Here is a 16,374-nt window from a genome sequence, read left to right on the forward strand (position 1 = left end):
CGTCGGACCCTGCTCGGCGAGCATTCCGGCTACTCCGCGAGCAGGCCCAGCTCCACTGCCCTGGCGCCCGCCTGGAAGCGGGAGTTGGCGCCGAGCTCACGCATGATCTCGGCGACATGACGCCGGTAGGTACGCAGGGACACATCCAGCTCCTGGGCGGCCGAGGCGTCGGTCCGCCCGTCCCGCAGCCGCTCCAGGATCTTGCGGGTGAGCTCGCTCTGCAGCCGGGGGCTGAGCGCGAGGTGGTCGTCGAGCTTGCGGCCGCGCGACCAGGCCCCGGCGAAGAGGAGTTCGAGGGCGCGCACCGCGGCGGTGTCCTTCACGAGGGTGGCCTGTCCGTCGGCCTTGCCGCCACCTCCGCGCACCAGCGCGGTGGACCCGTCGACGACGACGATGTCGCGCAACTCGGCCTCACTGACCCGGACTTCGAACCGCGACTCGGCGCCACGGCTCATCCGGGCGAGCGAGCAGTCCGCGACGGGGGCCGCGCAGAGCACCCGGACCGTCGGCCCGGCGGCGAGCCCGCCGAGCAACTGACGCACCAGGAAGCCGAATTCGTCGTCGGCGCTGATGGCGCAGCAGACCGAGTGCCGGGCCCGGCCGAGCAGGTCTTCGAGCGCTTCCGCGAGGACGGCCACATCGGCCTGGACGCCGGGGCGCTCCGCCGCGGGCAGCCGCCGGTAGAGGGAGACGGTGGACTCGATGAGCGCGCGGGCCTGTAACAGGGTCTGCTCCACATGCGCGGCGTGGTCCACGGGGGCCGACGCGCCCGGGCCCGGACCCGGGTTTCCCTGGCCGGTCTTCGCCCCTCGCTCCCCCTCTTCGGCACTGTGTGCATCGATCGTCACACCAGTCACTTGCGCCCCCTCGCTGACCGGATCCGAATGTTCCGTGCGCCCGTCCCCACGGTCAGCTGACATCCTGCTGTCCGGTTCCTGTCCCGAACCACTTTGGCTGACCAATACATCTGTTTACTTGAGAAGCAAACTACCGGTGCTATTGAGACAGCAGGCCGCACCAGAGGACATTAGTTCGCTGACTCAGAACCAGTCAACGAAAGTCCGCGGCAGGCAAGACGGCGCGCGCAATTACCGGCCCAGACTGGCGCCCGGGAAATGCCCGCCTCCAACTCCCCTGACAACAAACTGCACCCTTCCCCCGGAAGCTGACCCACCCTTTCCGATTGCGCCACGGGGCGCGTCCGGTCCGGCACGATCCGTAGCGGCCCTGTCCGGTTCCGGCCAACCAGAGCCCGCCGAGCCTCCGTTCGAGCCAGGGACAAGCCTACGGTTCAGCCGTGACGAAAAGCCGCACCGCGACGAAACAACGAGGTTCTGCGCTCCTTTTGGATTCGGCCGACACAGCGGTCCGGTTGCGGCCGGTACCGACTGGGCGGTACGGCGAAAATGATCTCCGGATCCTCGACGGGGAGGAGTCCGGCCGGGCGGCGAAAAGGAAATCGACCGACACGCAAGCGGAGTTCATCAGCCGCCTCGCCGAGGTCGAGGGGACCCTTTCGGGCGTGCTTCAGGTGCCCGCCCACGGGATGTCACCTGGCCGGAATCGATGCCCCGACCGCGGCCCTGACCGGCACGGAACGCCAGCGCCGCGTCACCCGCTGACACCGTGGCGGATCAGTGTCGGCCACTCGGCCGGGCTCGGTGTCCCCGCCCCGCCCGGCACCGGCGCCGCCTCCCGACTCGGCGCGCCGGAGGGCCGGTTGACGGGCTCCGTCGCGGTGCGCGCACCCGCGTAGGCCCCCGCTCCTCTCTCGTACGGACTCTTCACCCCCGTCATCGCACAGAGCACGTCCTTCACACCCTTGGCGCGCCCGGCGGACTGGGCCCGGCGCGCCCCGAGGCCAATGAGAAAGACGCCATGACGAAAATGTCCGAGCACCCCCTCGTGTCCGCGCGCACCGGCGCACCCGGGCAGACCATCGCCGACCTCCTGCTGAGGGCGGCCGACGACCACCCCGACACCGGCATCCGGTACTGCTCCGGCCCCTCCGACGCCCCCTTCCACGACCAGAGCCACCCCCAACTGCTCGCCCACGCACGGCGGATCCTCACGGGCCTGCGCGCCCAGGGGCTGCGCCCGCAGGACAAGATCGTGCTGCTCCTGGAACGGCCACAGGAGTTCCTGCCGACGTTCTGGGCAGCCGTCCTCGGCGGCTTCGTGCCCTGCCCGATGGTGCCGCTCCGCGGCGACCAGGAGCGCTGGGCTGCGCAGCTCTCCCATGTGCGGGACCTGCTCGACGGGCCCCTGTTCGTCACCGACGCGGGACTCGCCGCAGAACTCCCCGCCATGGAGGGCCTGTTGGTGGCACCGCTGGACGAGCTCGACCGCCCGGACAGCCCCGAGGCCACGACGGTGCACGAGGCCGCGCCCGGCGACACCGCCGTCCTGGTGCTGACCTCGGGCTCCACCGGGCGCTCCAAGGCCGTCATGCTCAGCCACGCGAACCTCCTCGCCTCCATGGCGGGCAAGAACGGCCACCACCGGCTCACCGCCGCCGACACCACCCTGAACTGGGTCTCCTTCGACCACGTGGCCGCTCTCCTGGAGTGCCATCTGCTGCCACTGGCCACCGGCAGCCGCCAGCTCCACGTCGAGGCGCCGGTGATCCTCGGCGAGCCCCTGGAGTTCCTGCGCCTGATCGCCCGGCACGGCGTGACGATGACCTTCACGCCCAACTTCCTGCTCGGGCTGGTCAACGCGGCGGCGGACCGGCTCACCGCGACCGGCGAGCTCCTGCGCCTCGACGGCCTCCGGCACATCATCAGCGGCGGCGAGGCCGTCGTGGTCGCCACCGGCGAGACGTTCCTCGACCGCTTCGCGCCGTACGGGCTCGCCCGGGACGCACTGTGGCCCGCGTTCGGGATGACCGAGACCTGCGCGGGCAGCGTCTACTCCCGCAAGGCGTTCCCCGACGCCGACCGCGGCCAGGAGTTCGCCAACCTGGGCACCCCCGTCACGGGCCTGCGGATCCGGGTGGCGGACGCCGAGGACCGGGAGCTGCCCGCGGGCGAGGTCGGCGAACTCCAGCTCACCGGGCCCATGATCACCGCCGGCTACCACAACGACCCGGAGGCCACCGCGGCCGCCTTCACCGACGACGGCTGGTTCCGCAGCGGCGACCTCGGCCGCATCGACGAGGGCTGCCTCACCCTCGTCGGCCGCAGCAAGGACAGCGTCATCGTCAATGGCGTCAACTACTTCAGCCATGACGTCGAGTCGGCCCTCGAACGCCTCGACGGCGTCGCCCCCTCCCTCGTGGCCGCCTTCCCCACCCGCCCGGCGGGCAGCGACACCGAACAGCTGGTGATCGCCTTCCACCCGGAGGTGCCCCCGGGCGACGAGGCCGCGCTGCACCGCGTGCTCCAGGCCGTCCGCGCCACCGTGGTGATGCACTGGGGCTTCCGGCCCGCCCTCGTGCTGCCGCTGCCCCCGGACGCCTTCCCCAAGACCAGCCTCGGCAAGACACAGCGCGCCCTGATGCGCCGCCGTCTGGAATCGGGCGGCTACGACGCCGCACGCGACGCCGTCGCCGAGCTCACCGTGCGCATGCTCGGCGGCCACACCGCCCCCGAGGGGCCGACCGAGCAGGTGCTCACGGAGATCTACGCCGAACTGTTCGACGCCGACCCGGCCACCGTCAGCAGCACCGCCAACTTCTTTGACCTGGGCGGGACTTCACTGGACGTCCTGCGGCTGCGCGGCCGGGTCGCCGAGCGGCTCGGCGCCACGGACCTGGAGCTCGTCACCCTGCTGACCGCACCGACCGTGCGTGCCCTGGCCGCCCGCATCGACGCGCGGGCCACCCCGGGCGCCGCGGCGTACGACCCGCTGGTGCCGATGCAGACCGGCGGCGCCAAGACACCGCTGTTCTGTGTGCACCCGGGCATCGGCGAGGTCCTCGTCTTCGTCAACCTCGCCCAGTACTTCGTGGGCGACCGCCCCTTCCACGCGTTGCGGGCCCGTGGCTTCAACGACGGCGAGAAGCCCTTCGCCACCTTCGAGGAGATGGTGGACCACTACGTCGAGGCCATCCGGGAGCGGCAGCCGCACGGCCCGTACGCGGTCGCGGGCTACTCGTACGGCGGCGCGGTCGCCTTCGAGATCGCCAAGGTCCTCGAAAGCCAGGGCGAACGGGTCGACTTCGTCGGCAGCTTCAACCTGCCGCCGCACATCAAGGACCGGATGAACGAGCTGGACTTCACCGAGACCGCCGCGAACCTCGCCTTCTTCCTCGACCTGATCGACAAGAAGCAGTCGACCGAACTCCCCGACCGGCTACGGCACTTGAGCCGCGAGGAGCAGGCCGCCCGCTTCATCGCCCTGGCACCCGAGCACCGCCTGGCCGAACTCGACCTCGACGCCGACGCGTTCGCCGCCTGGGCCGGGCTCGCCGACTCCCTCACCGATCTGGGACGGAGCTACGAGCCGAGCGGCACGGTGGCGTCGATGACCGTGTTCTGTGCGGTCCCGCTGCGCGGCACCAAGGAGGACTGGGTCACCCACGAGCTCAGCCGCTGGGACGAGTACACCCGCGGGCCGAACCGCTACGTCGATGTGCCGGGCGAGCACTACACGCTGATGGGCCCGCGCCACGTCGCCACGTTCCAGGCGGTCCTCCGGCGCGAGCTGGACCGCTCGCTGGCCGAGGCCGACGCGACGGCGGCCCGCACCCACCACGAACCCACCGACCGGCAGCGCTGAAGGGGACGAGAGAACACCATGCGGGGAAAGCGCATTCTGATCACCGGCGGCACCGGACAGGTCGCCCGGCCGGTCGCCGAGGCCCTGGCCGAGCACAACGACGTCTGGTGCCTGGGCCGGTTCACCGCCCCGGGCGTCGAGCGGGAGCTGACCGGCAAGGGCATCACCACCTGGCGCTGGGACATGGCGGACCCCTCGGGCGAGGCGCTCAAGGGCCTCCCCGAGGACTTCACCCACGTCCTGCACGCCGCCGTGCGCCGGGGCGAGGACGGCGACTTCAACGCGACGGCGGAGATCAACTCGGTCGCCACCGGCCGCCTCATGACCCACTGCCGCACCGCCGAGTCGTTCCTGTACGTCTCCACGGGCGCCCTCTACGCCCGCCGCTCCCTGGACCACCGCTACACCGAGGACGACCCGGTCGACGGCTCCGCCGACTGGCTGCCCGCCTACCCGATGGGCAAGCTCGCCACCGAGGGTGCCGTGCGTGCCTTCGCCCAGGTCCTCGGCCTGCCCACGACGATCGCCCGCCTCAACATCGCGTACGGACCGGGGAGTTACGGCGGGGTGCCGATGCTCTACTTCCAGCGGATGCTCGCGGGCGAGCCCATCCCCGTACCGCGCGAGGGCCAGAACTGGTGCTCGCTGCTGTACACCGCCGACCTGGTGGCGCAGGTGCCGCACCTGTGGCGGGCCGCCGCGACGCCGGCGACGCTCGTCAACTGGGGTGGCGACGAGTCCGTCGGCATCACCGACTGCGTCCGCCACATGGAGGCGCTCACCGGCGTCGAGGCGAAGCTCGTGCCGAGCGACGTCACCCGCGAGACCTACCAGTTCGACCCCGCGCGGCGCCGCGCCCTGACCGGGCCCTGCCGGGTGGGCTGGCGGGACGGCATCCACCGCACCCTGCGCGCCCTGCACCCCGAGCACCTCACCTCCGCCGACCGCACCTGACGAAGGGCCCCACCATGACGACGACCGACTCCAGACCCGGCACCAACCGCGCCCTCATCGAGCGCGCCTACGCGGCGTTCCGCGCCCGCGACGTGCCCGCGCTCCTCGCGACGCTCGACCCGCAGGTCGAGTGGGTACACCCGGACGGCATGGCCGCGTACGGCCTCGGCGGGACCAAGCACGGACACGCGGGGGTACGGGAGTTCCTCGCGCACGTGCCGACGGTGCTCGCCGGAATGCGCCTGGATCCGCAGGAGTTCGTGGTCTCCGGCGACCGCGTGGTGGTCTTCGGCAGCCGCGACGTGACCTCGGTCCGCGGCACCACCGAGACGCTGCCGTTCATCCACTCCTGGACGCTGCGCGACGGCGTGGCGATCCGCATGGAGGACGTCTTCGACACGGCGCTGTTCCACCGGGTCATCGAGAGCTGACGGCGTCACCGGGCCTACGACAGCACGACCCAGTCCATCAGCAGCGCCGCCACCAGGCCCACCCCCAGCAGATACGAGCCCAGCCGCGTGCGCCCGCGACGGCTCAGCTCGATCACCACGCCGCACAGGATGAGCAGCAGCCCGTACACCCCGACGACGAGCACGGACGACCGGCTCGCGAGGCGCAGTCCGAGCACGACGGCCGCCGCCGCCATCAGCACGGAGGCGGCGGCCACCCGCAGCCGCCGCGCCTGCCGTGGCGTGAGCCCACGGCGCGCTCCCTCCGCGGGCTCGGTCTCGCCGGGTGTCTCGGTCTGCTCTGACGCGCTCATGTCGAGGGATCGTATGCGTCTCACGCGCCCGTCACCATGCCGACCCCCCAACCGGCAGCGGGAGACTCAGGCCCTCAAGTAGGCCAGCACGGCCAGCACCCGGCGATGCGTGCCGTCCGACAGCGGCAGGTCCAGCTTCCCGAGGATGTTCCCGATGTGCTTGCCGACGGCGGCCTCCGTGACGACGAGCTCACGGGCGATCGCCGCGTTCGACTTCCCCTCGGCGACGAGCCCGAGCACCTCGCGCTCGCGCGGCGTGAGCGCTTCGAGGGGATCCCGCCGCCGGCGCAGCAACTGCCGTACGACCTCCGGGTCCACCACGGTCCCGCCCGCCGCGACCCGGGCGAGCGCCTCCGCGAACTGCTCGACCTGCCCGACCCTGTCCTTGAGCAGATAGCCGACCCCCGAGCCGTCCCCGGTGTCCAACAGCTCGGCGGCGTAGGCCCGTTGGACGTACTGGCTGAGGACGAGCACGGGCAGCCCCGGCCGCTCGGCACGCAGGGCGAGCGCGGCCCGCAGCCCCTCGTCCTGGAAGCCGGGCGGCATGCGTACGTCGGTGACGACGACGTCCGGCGCGTGCTCGGCGACCGCGGCGCGCAGCGCGTCGGCGTCCCCGACGGCGGCGGCCACCTCGTGCCCGAAGCGGCCGAGGAGCCCGACGAGCCCCTCGCGCAGCAGCACGCTGTCCTCGGCGAGCACGACTCTCAGGGGGTGCACGGGATCTCCACGGTCAGGACGGTCGGCCCGCCCGGCGGGCTGGCGACCGTCAGTGTGCCATCGAGCACGGCGAGCCGGTCGACGAGCCCGGTGAGCCCGCTGCCACCGCCCGCCTCGGCACCGCCCCGCCCGTCGTCCGTCACCTCGATGCGCAGCACACCGTCCCCGTGCCGCGCCCGCACCCCGGCCCGCAGCGCACCGCTGTGCCGGTCGACGTTGGTGAGGGCCTCCCGGACCGCGAAGTACCCGGCGGACTCGACGGGTTCGGGCAGCCGCGGCAGGTCGAGATCGGTCAGCACGGGCACGGCGCACCGGTCGGCCGCGTCCTCCAGCGCGGCGGCGAGCCCGTAGTCGGCGAGGACCTGCGGGTGGATGCCCCGGATCAGCTCGCGCAGCTCACCGAGGACGGCCTCGGCCTCACCGTGGGCGGCGGTGAGCGCGGCGGCGAGGCCGCTGCCGGGCTCGGCGTCGAGGCGGGCCAGGCCGAGCCGCATGCTGAGCGCGACGAGCCGCTGCTGGGCGCCGTCGTGCAGATCCCGCTCGACGCGCCGCCGCTCGGCCTCGAAGGCGGCGACGAGGCGGGCCCGGGACCGGGTGACCTCGGCGAGCCGCGCGGCGAGTTCGCATTCGCGCGGGGCGAGCAGCATCCGGACCAGGGCGGCCCGCCCGGTGGCGTAGGCGCCCAGCGGACAGAGCAGGGCGAGGAGCAGCACGAGCCCCAGGAGCGCGCTGCCCACCGCTCCCGGATACCCCTCGACGAGCCACAGCTTGGCGGGCCGCACCCCGCCCCCGCCGGAGAGGGCGAGCTGCAGCGGCGCGCCCAGCAGGAGCACCGGCAGCCCCACCGCGCACGCGAGCACCCCGAGGTCGAGCGGCCACAGCACGAGGGCGAGCAGCACGGCGTACGCGAGCTCGCGCCAGGTCGCCGCCTCCCCGGCCCGCAACCGGAACCAGGCGACGAGCCCCGGCTCGTCAGGCGTCCGGTGCGGACTGCCGCCCTCGTACTCCTCGTACGGGACGAGGATCCGCACCCGCCGCCGCTCGACGGCCGCGACGGGGATCCCGGCGAGGGCGAGGGCCGCGAGCAGGGGCAGCCCGACGAGCACGAGGCTCAGGACGCCCCCGAGGACGAGAAGGACCACAAGGACGACGAACAGCCCGGCGCCGAGGAGGGCACCGCTGACGAGATAGAGGGCCGACCTCCAGGGCCGCCTCCCCCGCAGGTACCTCCGCCACCCGCCGGGCCCCCGGAGCGCGTTCTCGATCACCCCCACACGGTAGGCGGCCCAGCCCCGAAAGAGCCCCCTCCGCTTCCTTCGCTACCGCCCCAGCAGCTCCTCCCGCCCCCGCTCCCGGTACTCCTCCACGAGCCGCTCCACGTCCCCCTCCGCCAGCCTCCGGTAGGCCCCCTCCCCCGGCGGCCGCCACCACACCGGGTCGGGGCAGCGGAAACCCGCCTTGCGCAGCTCGGCCCGGCGCACCTTGTTCGTGGCGGTCACGGGCATCCGGTCCACCACGCGCACGAAGCGGGGCGCCATCTTCGTGCCCAAGTCGGCCTGGCCGAGCAGGAATTCGGCGAAGTCGAGCGGATCGAAGGAATCCGCACCGTCCGCCGCGCCCGGGGGCGGGGCGATCGCCGCCATGACCTGGTCCCCGGCCACCGGATCGGGCACCGCGTACACCGCGACCGCCGCCGCGCCCCCGTACCGCGCGAGGATGTTCTCGATCATCGCCGCCGCCAGGTTCTCGCTGTCGACCCGCAGCCGGTCGTCGGTGCGGCCCGCGAAGTACAGGAAGCCGTCCGCGTCCCGGTAGAAGAGGTCACCGGTCCAGTACCAGCCGTCGCGCAGCCGCTCCGCGTCGGCGGCGGCGTTGCGCCAGTACCCCTCGAAGGGGTTGTGGCCGCGGTTCACCAACTCCCCGATCGCCGCGTCCCCGTTGAGCAGCCGGCCGTCGGCGGCGAACTCGGCGGCCGGGCACTCCTCCCGGGTGTCCGGGTCGACCACGGCCAGGTCACCGCCGGGCACGCCCCGCCCGATCGCCGCGGCGGGCGTGTCGGGGGTGCGCTGGACGGCGGCGCCGCCCTCCGAGGAGCCGTAGCCCTCGACGAGCCGCACCCCGAACCGCTCCTCGAAGCGCGCCGCGTCCACCGCGCCCGCCTCGGTCCCGAAGCCCGTCCGCAGCTGGTTGTCCCGGTCGTCGGGGCGCGGCGGCGTCGCCAGGATGTACTGCACGGCCCGGCCGACGTAGGTGAAGTACGTGGCCTCGAACTCCCGTATGTCATCGAGGAAGGAGCCCGCCGAGAAGCGGCGGCGCAGCGCGACCCCGGCCCCGGCGGCGAGCGCGGGCGCCCAGTCGGCGATGACGGCGTTGCCGTGGAACATCGGCATGCAGATGTAGTGGGTGTCGTCGGGCTTGATCCCGAAGTGGTCGACGAGCGACTGCCCGGCGGCGGCCAGGCGCCCCTGGCTGCAGATGGCGGCCTTGGGCGCGCCCGTCGAGCCGGACGTGAAGTAGAGGAGCATGCGGCTCCCGGGCGTGACCGCGCGCGCGATCCGGGGCGCGGCCGAGCGGTAGGGGGCGAGCAGCTCCTCGTACGCGGCGGTGTCGGTCACGAGGACGCGGACGCCGGGGAGTTCGAGCCCGTCGAGCAGCGGCAGATGGGCGCGTTCGGTGACGACGATCCGGCAGTCGGTGTGCAGGATGTCGCGGGCCAGCTCGGCGCCGCGCCGCGTCGGGTTGATGCCCGCGACGGCCGCGCCCGCGAGGGCGGCGGCGCTCAGCCAGAGCGGATATTCGGGGGTGTTGTCGAGCAGGACACCGATATGGGGCTCGCCCCGGCCCGGCAGCAGATCGGCGAGGAGCGCGGCCCGCGCCGCCGCCCCTGCGGCCACTTCGTGGTGGGTCAGCGTCCGGTCCTCGAAGCGCAGGCCGGGGCGGTGGTCGCCCCACCGCTCCCGGACGAGTTCCGCGACGGTGCGCGTGGTGCTCCCGTTGCTCCTCATGGCCGCGCACGATATCTGACGTCACGTCAGATGTGGAGACCGCGCCGCCTGCCGGGCGGTTGCCGCGAGGGGTTACGGAGTGTCCTCGAAGCCGTAGTCGTCGCCGACGGGAGTGTCGACGCCGCCGCCGTCCCAGCCGAAGTCGTCGCTGAACATGTCGTGCGCCGTCGACATGAAGTAGATGCAGAAGACCAGGATCAGCCCGAAGAAGCAGAGCAGCACGATGGTGTTCGCCGTCATCGCGACGGGCCGCGGCGGGTGGGCGGTCGCCTGATCCGGGCGCTCGGCCGTGTAGTAGACGGTGACGAAGTCGCCCTCGACGGTGGTCGCGGGGCCGTTCTCCTCCTCGAAGCGGACGGGGCGGCCGTCGTAGGTGGCGAACTCGTACACGTGGTGCAGCGTGGTCGAGACGCTGTGGTGGCCGTTGCCGTCGCCGTGACTCCGAGTCGTCGTGTACGTCCGCAGACAGCGCCCCTCGGCGGTGAGCCCGCTGTTCCAGGCGCTGCGGATCTGACCCTGCCGCTGGAGCAGCTTTACGGCCCCGAAGACCGCCACGGCCGCGATGAAGGTCGGCACCGCGTAGAACAAGAACTCCATGACAATCCCCCGAGGTCGGCACTGCGCACACCGCGAAGGTCGCTCACGGTGTGCGCAGAACCTACCCGTGGGGGGTGGGGATGTAGCTCAAGGGGTGCTCAGAAGTGGGGCATCGGCCCCGCCCAGAACTGTCAGAACTGCACGTCCGAGCAGGCGTAGAAGGCGTTGGCCGTGTCGGCGACCGTCCACACCGCGAGGATCACGTGGTGGCCGGACTTGCCCGAGGGCAGGGTGCCGTCGTGCGAGAGCGTCGCCGGGGGCTGGCCGCTGAAGGGGACGGTCAGGAAGGGCTGGGTCTCCAGGGAGGCCCGGGTGAGCGGCTTGCTCTCGTCCCAGCCGTCCTTGGTGATGTAGTAGCGGAAGTCGGTCGTGGAGTGCCGTGCGGTGAACTGCCAGCGGAACGTCTGGGTCGCACCCGCGCTGACCTTGGTGGTCGGCCACGCCTTGCCGTCCGGCGCCTTGGCGGCGTCGAGCGCGCCGAACTCACCGTGGTTGCCGGAACATATCTGCCCGTCGGCGGGGCCGGAGGCCGGGAAGCCCTTGGGCCCCTCGACGCTCTGTGGCTCCCACTGGATGGAACCGCAGCCGCTGACGGTGCCGTTGGCGCAGAGCTTCTGCCGGCTGATGGGCAGGTCGGTGTAGCCGTGGCTGCTCGCGCCTCCACTGGAGAGCACGAAGGCTCCGACCGTGGTGAGTCCGAGCAGGGAGGCGTAGATCTTCTTTCGCATGCTGTCGCTCCTGGAGAACGTGGGGGAGTTCTAGTGAGCCGTTGCGCGCGCCGCGGGGTCGGTCATGCGGAGAGGGGGGTTCCTCCGGTCTAGACCAAGGCCCAGATTATTGCCGGTAGTTGAACATGTCCATACCAATCGTGGAGAGGATCCGATCGCAGCGACTCCGCGAGGTCTCCACGAGTTCTCCGTTGGGGTCGTCATTGCCCGCGACCCACTCCCGGGCCCCCTCCGGCGTCCGCCCGCCCGCCAACTGCCGCTCCACCAGCCGCTGTTGCCGCACATCGCCGGGCGCCTCGACGTACCAGCACTCCCCCATGAGGGCGCGCGCCTCGCGCCAGCCGGGCAGGTCGCAGGCCAGGTAGTTCCCCTCCGTGACGACGAGCCGGGCGCCGGGCGCGACCAGGTGCCGGGCCGCGACCGGCTCGTGCAGGGTGCGGTCGTAGTCGGGCACATAGATGTCCCGGCCGGTGTCGGCGAGCACGCGCCGCAGCAGCGCCCCGTACCCATGGACGTCGAAGCTCGGCTCCGAACCCTTGCGCGCGGTCAGGCCGAGGCGCGCCAACTGGGCGTTGGAGAGGTGGAATCCGTCGAGCGGAAGGTACGCGGCGCCCGCCCCGATCCGCTCCACGAGGGCCCGCGCGAGGGTGGACTTCCCGGCGCCGGGCGGCCCGGCGATGCCGAGGACCACGCGGGGCGCGTCGCCGGCCGTGAGCTTCCAGGCGTCGGCGGCGAGCCGGTCGAGGCCGGGGCGGGCAGGCCCGTTCGGCGTCGGCGCTGGCGTCGGCGTCGGCGCTGGCGTTGGCGTTGGCGTCAGCGCCGGATCGGTGGCCGGGCCGGTGGCCGGGTCAGTGGCGGGGCCGGTGGGCGGGCCGGTGTTCTCCAGTCCCCGTACCCGGGCAGCGTCAGCGTTCTCCATGCCCCGTATAGAACGCCACCGTCAGATCCTTGACCAACGCCTTGCGCTCATAGTCGTCGAGCTCCACCAGGCCGCGCGTGGTCAGCCGCGTCACCGTGTCCTCGACGGAGTCCACCACCGCCGTCAGCACGCTGTCGCGGTGCCGGGCGTCGAGGGCCTCGACACGGCGGCGCTGCATCACGGCGGCGACTTCGGGCGCGTACTCGATGCGGGTCGGCTGGGCCGAGAACACCTCGACGCCGACCGCGGCCGCCTCCGTCGCGAGCGCCCTGGTCAGCGCCTCGCCGACGGCCTCCGCGTCGCGCAGGGTGGGGGCGTCGTCGTGGAAGGCGTCGGCGGGCAGCCGGGACAGCACCCGGGCGGTGGCCGCCTCCACGCACTCCCGCAGATACTCCTGGTGGTCCTCGACGGCGAGCAGCGCCCGCCCGGTGTCCCGGACCCGCCACACCACGAGCACGACGACCCGCAGCGCCACCCCGCTCCGGTCCACCGCGGCCATCGGCTCGCTGCGCCAGTGCCGAAGGCGTACGTCGACGCGGCGGCGCAGCAGCAGCGGGTTGACCCAGAGCAGCCCGGTCCTGCGCACGGTCCCCCGGTAGCGGCCGAAGAGGGTGAGCACCCACGCCCGGCCGACCCGCCCCCGCGCGAGCCCCCCGAAGCCGAACAGCGACAGGGCTCCCGACCCGGCGAGCGAGGCCCACTGCGCGGCACCGATCCCCTCGCCCACGAGTCCCTCGGGCCCCGGCAGCCCCACGAGCTGCGCCGCCGCCTCGGGCAGCACCCCCGCCCACCAGGTGCCGAGCACACACCCGGCGAGACCCGCGGCCCCGGCGAGCACCCCGGCGGCGCCCGGCAGCACCCGCGCGGGCCGCTCGGCGCAGTCGGGGTCGGGCTCGGGAACGGCCCGCGCGGACACCGCCCGCGCGGCAGCCACCGGTGGCCGCAACCGCTCGCCCGCTCCCCTTCCTTCTCCCGTCCCCGTCCCCGTTCCCGTTCCCGTTCCCGTGACCGGTCGGCGCCGCACCACGGCGGGCGCCACCGGCACCGCCCTGGCCGCGTCCGCCTCCGGCTCGTCCCGGAACAGCAGATGCAGCGGGATCTCCATCGTCGCCTCGCTCTGAATGACCCGCCGCCCCGGCTGCTCCGGTGACTGCGACTGCGCCTGCGCTGCCGTGCCCATCCCTGCCTCCGTCGTCCGTGCCTCGGTCATCCGTCTCTCGGTCATGAGAAGAGCCGCCGCCAGGTCTCGGGCCCCGGGTACCCGTCGGCCGCCGCGCCCCGCCAGCCCTGCGCCCGCTGGAACGCCTCGACGCACCGTCGGTCGCTCTCGCTCCACCGGGGCCCCGGCCCCTGCGCGTAGTACTTGCCGAACCCCTTCTTCACCAGCTGCCTGCCGAGCCGCTCCACCCACGCGTTGGACTGCCCCGGCCGGAAGTGGCCCGCGCCCGGATAGGCACTCGCCCCGTGCGCACCCCCGCCCCCCGCGCCCTTGCCGCCGGTACCCCCCGCAACGCCCGTACCGCCCTTGCCGCCCTTGCCGCCCGGCACGTCACGACCGGTCCCCCGCAGCAGGTGCGACCAGGTCGCCGGACCCGGAATCCCGTCCGCGCTCGCCCCCGTCCAGCCCTGCGCCCGCTGGAACGCCCGGGTCGCCGCCCGGTCCGCCTCCGACCAGCGCGGCCCGGGGCCCGAGCGGTAGTAGCGCCCCGCTCCCCGGGCGATCAGCTTCTTGCCGAGCAGCGTCACGTACCTGTTGTCCGCCCCCGGCCCGAACGACCTCGCCCCGGGGTAGGGCGTCGCGGCCCCCTGCGCCGGACCGCTCGTGCCGCCGCCCCTCACGCCCTTGTAGCGGTAGGCCAGATAGCGGTCGCCGTTGTTCCAGTAGGCGTAGGGGGTGGCCTGCTTGCGGGCGTGCGGGCGGGCCTGTTCGTATGCGATGTAATACGTGCGCGTGTAGTCCGTCCAGCCGCCGAAAAGCGTCACGTGCGAGCCCTTCTCGGGGTTCGCCGGATTATGGAAGAGCAGAATGTCGCCGGGCTGCAGCTCTTCCCGGGAAATACGGACCGCGAACTTGTCGAGGCTGCCCGTCCATTCGTTCCCGCCGAGATTCCACGCCATCGAGACGAAGCCCGAGCAGTCCTGCCGGTATCCGTCCGCCCAGTACTTCTCCATGCTGTACGGGACCTGCGCGGCCACCCACTTCTTGGCCCGCTTGATGATCTCGGACCGGGTGGTGGTGCGGGCGGCCGCCGGGGCGCCCGGACTGCCGTGCAGCGGGGCCCCCGACCCGGCCTGCGGGGTGCCGGGGTCGTCGACGGCGGGCGCGAGCGGGGGCGCTCCGGGGCGCCCGGCGGCCCGCTCCACGTGCGACGCGTGCGGTGCGTCCGGTGCGTGCGGCGCAGGAGGCGCGTCCGGCGCCGCCACCGCCTGCCCCGGGCCGAGCACCGACCCGGCCGCCGCCGCGAGCACCAGCGCGCGCCGGGCCCCGTGCGCCGCCGGGTGCCCCCCGAGCCGTACCGGCAGCGCATGCGCTCCGAGACGGCGCCATTGAATACAGCCGAGGCAGTCGCAGTCGCTCCCGGGCTCGAATTCCTCGAATACCGGAGCGACCTCCATGCGATTCCCCTCACACCCCAGGAAAGAATGTCCGCGCATCTGCACGTCCGTCAGTTTCTCAACTGGTTTCGGATATCGCATGTTGACGGTCCGAATGATGGAGCGGGCCCCGCCCCGCCCCCGGCCGCCGGGAGGCCCGCCCGCCCTCCCGGTGGTCAGGAGCACCCCTGGACGTCCGGTAGAGTTCTCCAGGTCAGCAGGCGCCGCTAGCTCAGTTGGTTAGAGCAGCTGACTCTTAATCAGCGGGTCCGGGGTTCGAGTCCCTGGCGGCGCACAGACAGCGAAGGCCCTCCGTTCACGCGGGGGGCCTTCGTCATGTCTGGGCGGGGTCGGTATCCGTACCTCTCCCGCTACCGTTGCGCCATGGCGCGCGACATACAGGAGCGGATCAAGAAGCTCATCATCGACCAGCGACTTCCCTCGGGGGCCTCCCTGCCCACCGAGCCGGAGTTGATGGAGCTCCTCGGCGTCAGCCGGAACTCGGTACGGGAGGCGCTCAAGGCCCTCCAGGCGATGGGCATCGTGGAGATCCGGCACGGTTTCGGCACGTATGTCGGCCCGATGTCGGTGGCGCCGATGATCGAGGGGCTCACCTTCCGCACCGTCGCCGGGCACTACCGCGGCGAGGACAGCCTGCTCCAGCTCCTGGAGCTGCGCGAGGCCGTCGAGACGGGGCTCGTCGCACGGCTCGCGGGCCGCGTCCCGGAGGCGGACCTGGCCGAACTCGACGCCCTGGTCGACCGGATGGACGCCGAGGCGGCCTCGCCGAGCGGCGCCGTGCACACGGAGACCGACCGGGCCTTTCACGCCGCGCTCTACCGGGGCCTCGACAACGTCCTGCTCGGCGAGGTCCTGGAGGCGTTCTGGGACGCCTTCCACCGGGTGCGCACCGATCTGGTGGACGTGCCGCAGGATCCCAAGGTCACCTGCCGCCAGCACCGCGAGATCCTGGACGCGGTGCGCTCCGGGGACGTCCTCAGAGCGGAACGTTCCCTTCGTGCTCATTTCGTCAATATTCGCACACGGTTGAGCGCACCTGCCCCAACAGGCAACACAAACAGCCCTTATGGCACGTAACGAGCTTGTTTCGCTCTTGCGATCATGCTGTGCGGCGTAGAACCCTGTCCTCTCTATGGCTCTCATGAGGCTTGCGGTGCAGGGAAGTTGGGGGCCACAGCCGGTTGCGCGGAGGCAGTCTCGGGGAGGGCACGGGGGGTGCCGTTCATGAACGGATGTCGAGGGGGGCATCATGCAACCGGAAGGTCGTCTTTTCCTGTCTAAGGGGACGGTGGCCTGCCACTGACGCGTTCACGGTGATCTGGGGGATCATCGCGGGCGGAAGGACCAACGACC

14 protein-coding genes and 1 tRNA gene are annotated in these 16,374 nt (G+C 72.6%); 5 read left to right on the forward strand and 10 right to left on the reverse strand.

Annotation, left to right across the window (positions count from 1 at the left end; genetic code table 11):
- Positions 1-29: 29 nt before the first annotated feature.
- Entirely contained in the window at positions 30-848 is an 819-nt protein-coding gene (locus ACQB60_RS27400) for a helix-turn-helix transcriptional regulator (protein ID WP_496928758.1), read from the reverse strand.
- A 1,030-nt stretch (positions 849-1,878) separates the two neighbouring features.
- Here ACQB60_RS27400 and ACQB60_RS27405 point away from each other — a divergent pair.
- From ACQB60_RS27405 to ACQB60_RS27415, 3 genes are read left to right on the forward strand one after another with little or no spacing between them, the layout of a single operon-like run.
- Positions 1,879-4,722, forward strand: coding sequence for an alpha/beta fold hydrolase (locus ACQB60_RS27405; protein ID WP_496928759.1), 2,844 nt, complete (start codon positions 1,879-1,881; stop codon positions 4,720-4,722).
- Between the two features lie 18 nt (positions 4,723-4,740).
- Positions 4,741-5,676, forward strand: coding sequence for an NAD-dependent epimerase/dehydratase family protein (locus tag ACQB60_RS27410; protein WP_496928760.1), 936 nt, complete (start codon positions 4,741-4,743; stop codon positions 5,674-5,676).
- A 14-nt stretch (positions 5,677-5,690) separates the two neighbouring features.
- Entirely contained in the window at positions 5,691-6,107 is a 417-nt protein-coding gene (locus ACQB60_RS27415) for a nuclear transport factor 2 family protein (RefSeq protein ID WP_496928761.1), read from the forward strand.
- A gap of 14 nt (positions 6,108-6,121) precedes the next feature.
- Here the strand turns inward: ACQB60_RS27415 and ACQB60_RS27420 are convergent, their stop codons facing one another.
- From ACQB60_RS27420 to ACQB60_RS27460, 9 genes are all read right to left on the reverse strand, one after another.
- Entirely contained in the window at positions 6,122-6,439 is a 318-nt protein-coding gene (locus tag ACQB60_RS27420; protein ID WP_384849572.1) for a hypothetical protein, read from the reverse strand.
- Positions 6,440-6,505: 66 nt separating this feature from the next.
- Positions 6,506-7,156, reverse strand: coding sequence for a response regulator (locus ACQB60_RS27425; RefSeq protein WP_496928762.1), 651 nt, complete (start codon positions 7,154-7,156; stop codon positions 6,506-6,508).
- Positions 7,144-8,424 (reverse strand): sensor histidine kinase, encoded by a 1,281-nt coding sequence (locus ACQB60_RS27430; RefSeq protein ID WP_496928763.1) that lies wholly within the window; start codon positions 8,422-8,424, stop codon positions 7,144-7,146. Before ACQB60_RS27430 ends, ACQB60_RS27425 begins: the two co-directional genes overlap by 13 nt.
- 51 nt (positions 8,425-8,475) lie before the next feature.
- Positions 8,476-10,161, reverse strand: a complete 1,686-nt coding sequence (locus tag ACQB60_RS27435) for an AMP-binding protein (RefSeq protein WP_496928764.1) — start codon at positions 10,159-10,161, stop codon at positions 8,476-8,478.
- Between the two features lie 72 nt (positions 10,162-10,233).
- Entirely contained in the window at positions 10,234-10,758 is a 525-nt protein-coding gene (locus ACQB60_RS27440) for a DUF3592 domain-containing protein (protein WP_496928765.1), read from the reverse strand.
- Between the two features lie 131 nt (positions 10,759-10,889).
- The gene (locus ACQB60_RS27445; RefSeq protein WP_496928766.1) at positions 10,890-11,486 is read right to left on the reverse strand and encodes a lytic polysaccharide monooxygenase auxiliary activity family 9 protein; all 597 of its coding nucleotides are present in this window, start codon (positions 11,484-11,486) and stop codon (positions 10,890-10,892) included.
- A gap of 106 nt (positions 11,487-11,592) precedes the next feature.
- On the reverse strand, positions 11,593-12,405 hold the full coding sequence (locus ACQB60_RS27450) for a nucleoside/nucleotide kinase family protein (RefSeq protein ID WP_496928767.1): 813 nt from the start codon (positions 12,403-12,405) through the stop codon (positions 11,593-11,595).
- On the reverse strand, positions 12,392-13,585 hold the full coding sequence (locus tag ACQB60_RS27455) for an SPFH domain-containing protein (RefSeq protein WP_496928768.1): 1,194 nt from the start codon (positions 13,583-13,585) through the stop codon (positions 12,392-12,394). The genes ACQB60_RS27450 and ACQB60_RS27455 overlap by 14 nt, the downstream gene beginning before the upstream one ends.
- Before the next feature lie 41 nt (positions 13,586-13,626).
- Positions 13,627-15,021 (reverse strand): peptidoglycan-binding protein, encoded by a 1,395-nt coding sequence (locus tag ACQB60_RS27460; RefSeq protein ID WP_496928769.1) that lies wholly within the window; start codon positions 15,019-15,021, stop codon positions 13,627-13,629.
- A gap of 200 nt (positions 15,022-15,221) precedes the next feature.
- Here ACQB60_RS27460 and ACQB60_RS27465 point away from each other — a divergent pair.
- Positions 15,222-15,295 (forward strand) — tRNA-Lys (locus tag ACQB60_RS27465).
- An 89-nt stretch (positions 15,296-15,384) separates the two neighbouring features.
- The gene (locus tag ACQB60_RS27470) at positions 15,385-16,098 is read left to right on the forward strand and encodes a FadR/GntR family transcriptional regulator (protein WP_496928770.1); all 714 of its coding nucleotides are present in this window, start codon (positions 15,385-15,387) and stop codon (positions 16,096-16,098) included.
- Positions 16,099-16,374 lie beyond the last annotated feature (276 nt).

The organism is Streptomyces odontotermitis (assembly GCF_050510915.1).
Taxonomy (GTDB): Bacteria; Actinomycetota; Actinomycetes; order Streptomycetales; family Streptomycetaceae; genus Streptomyces.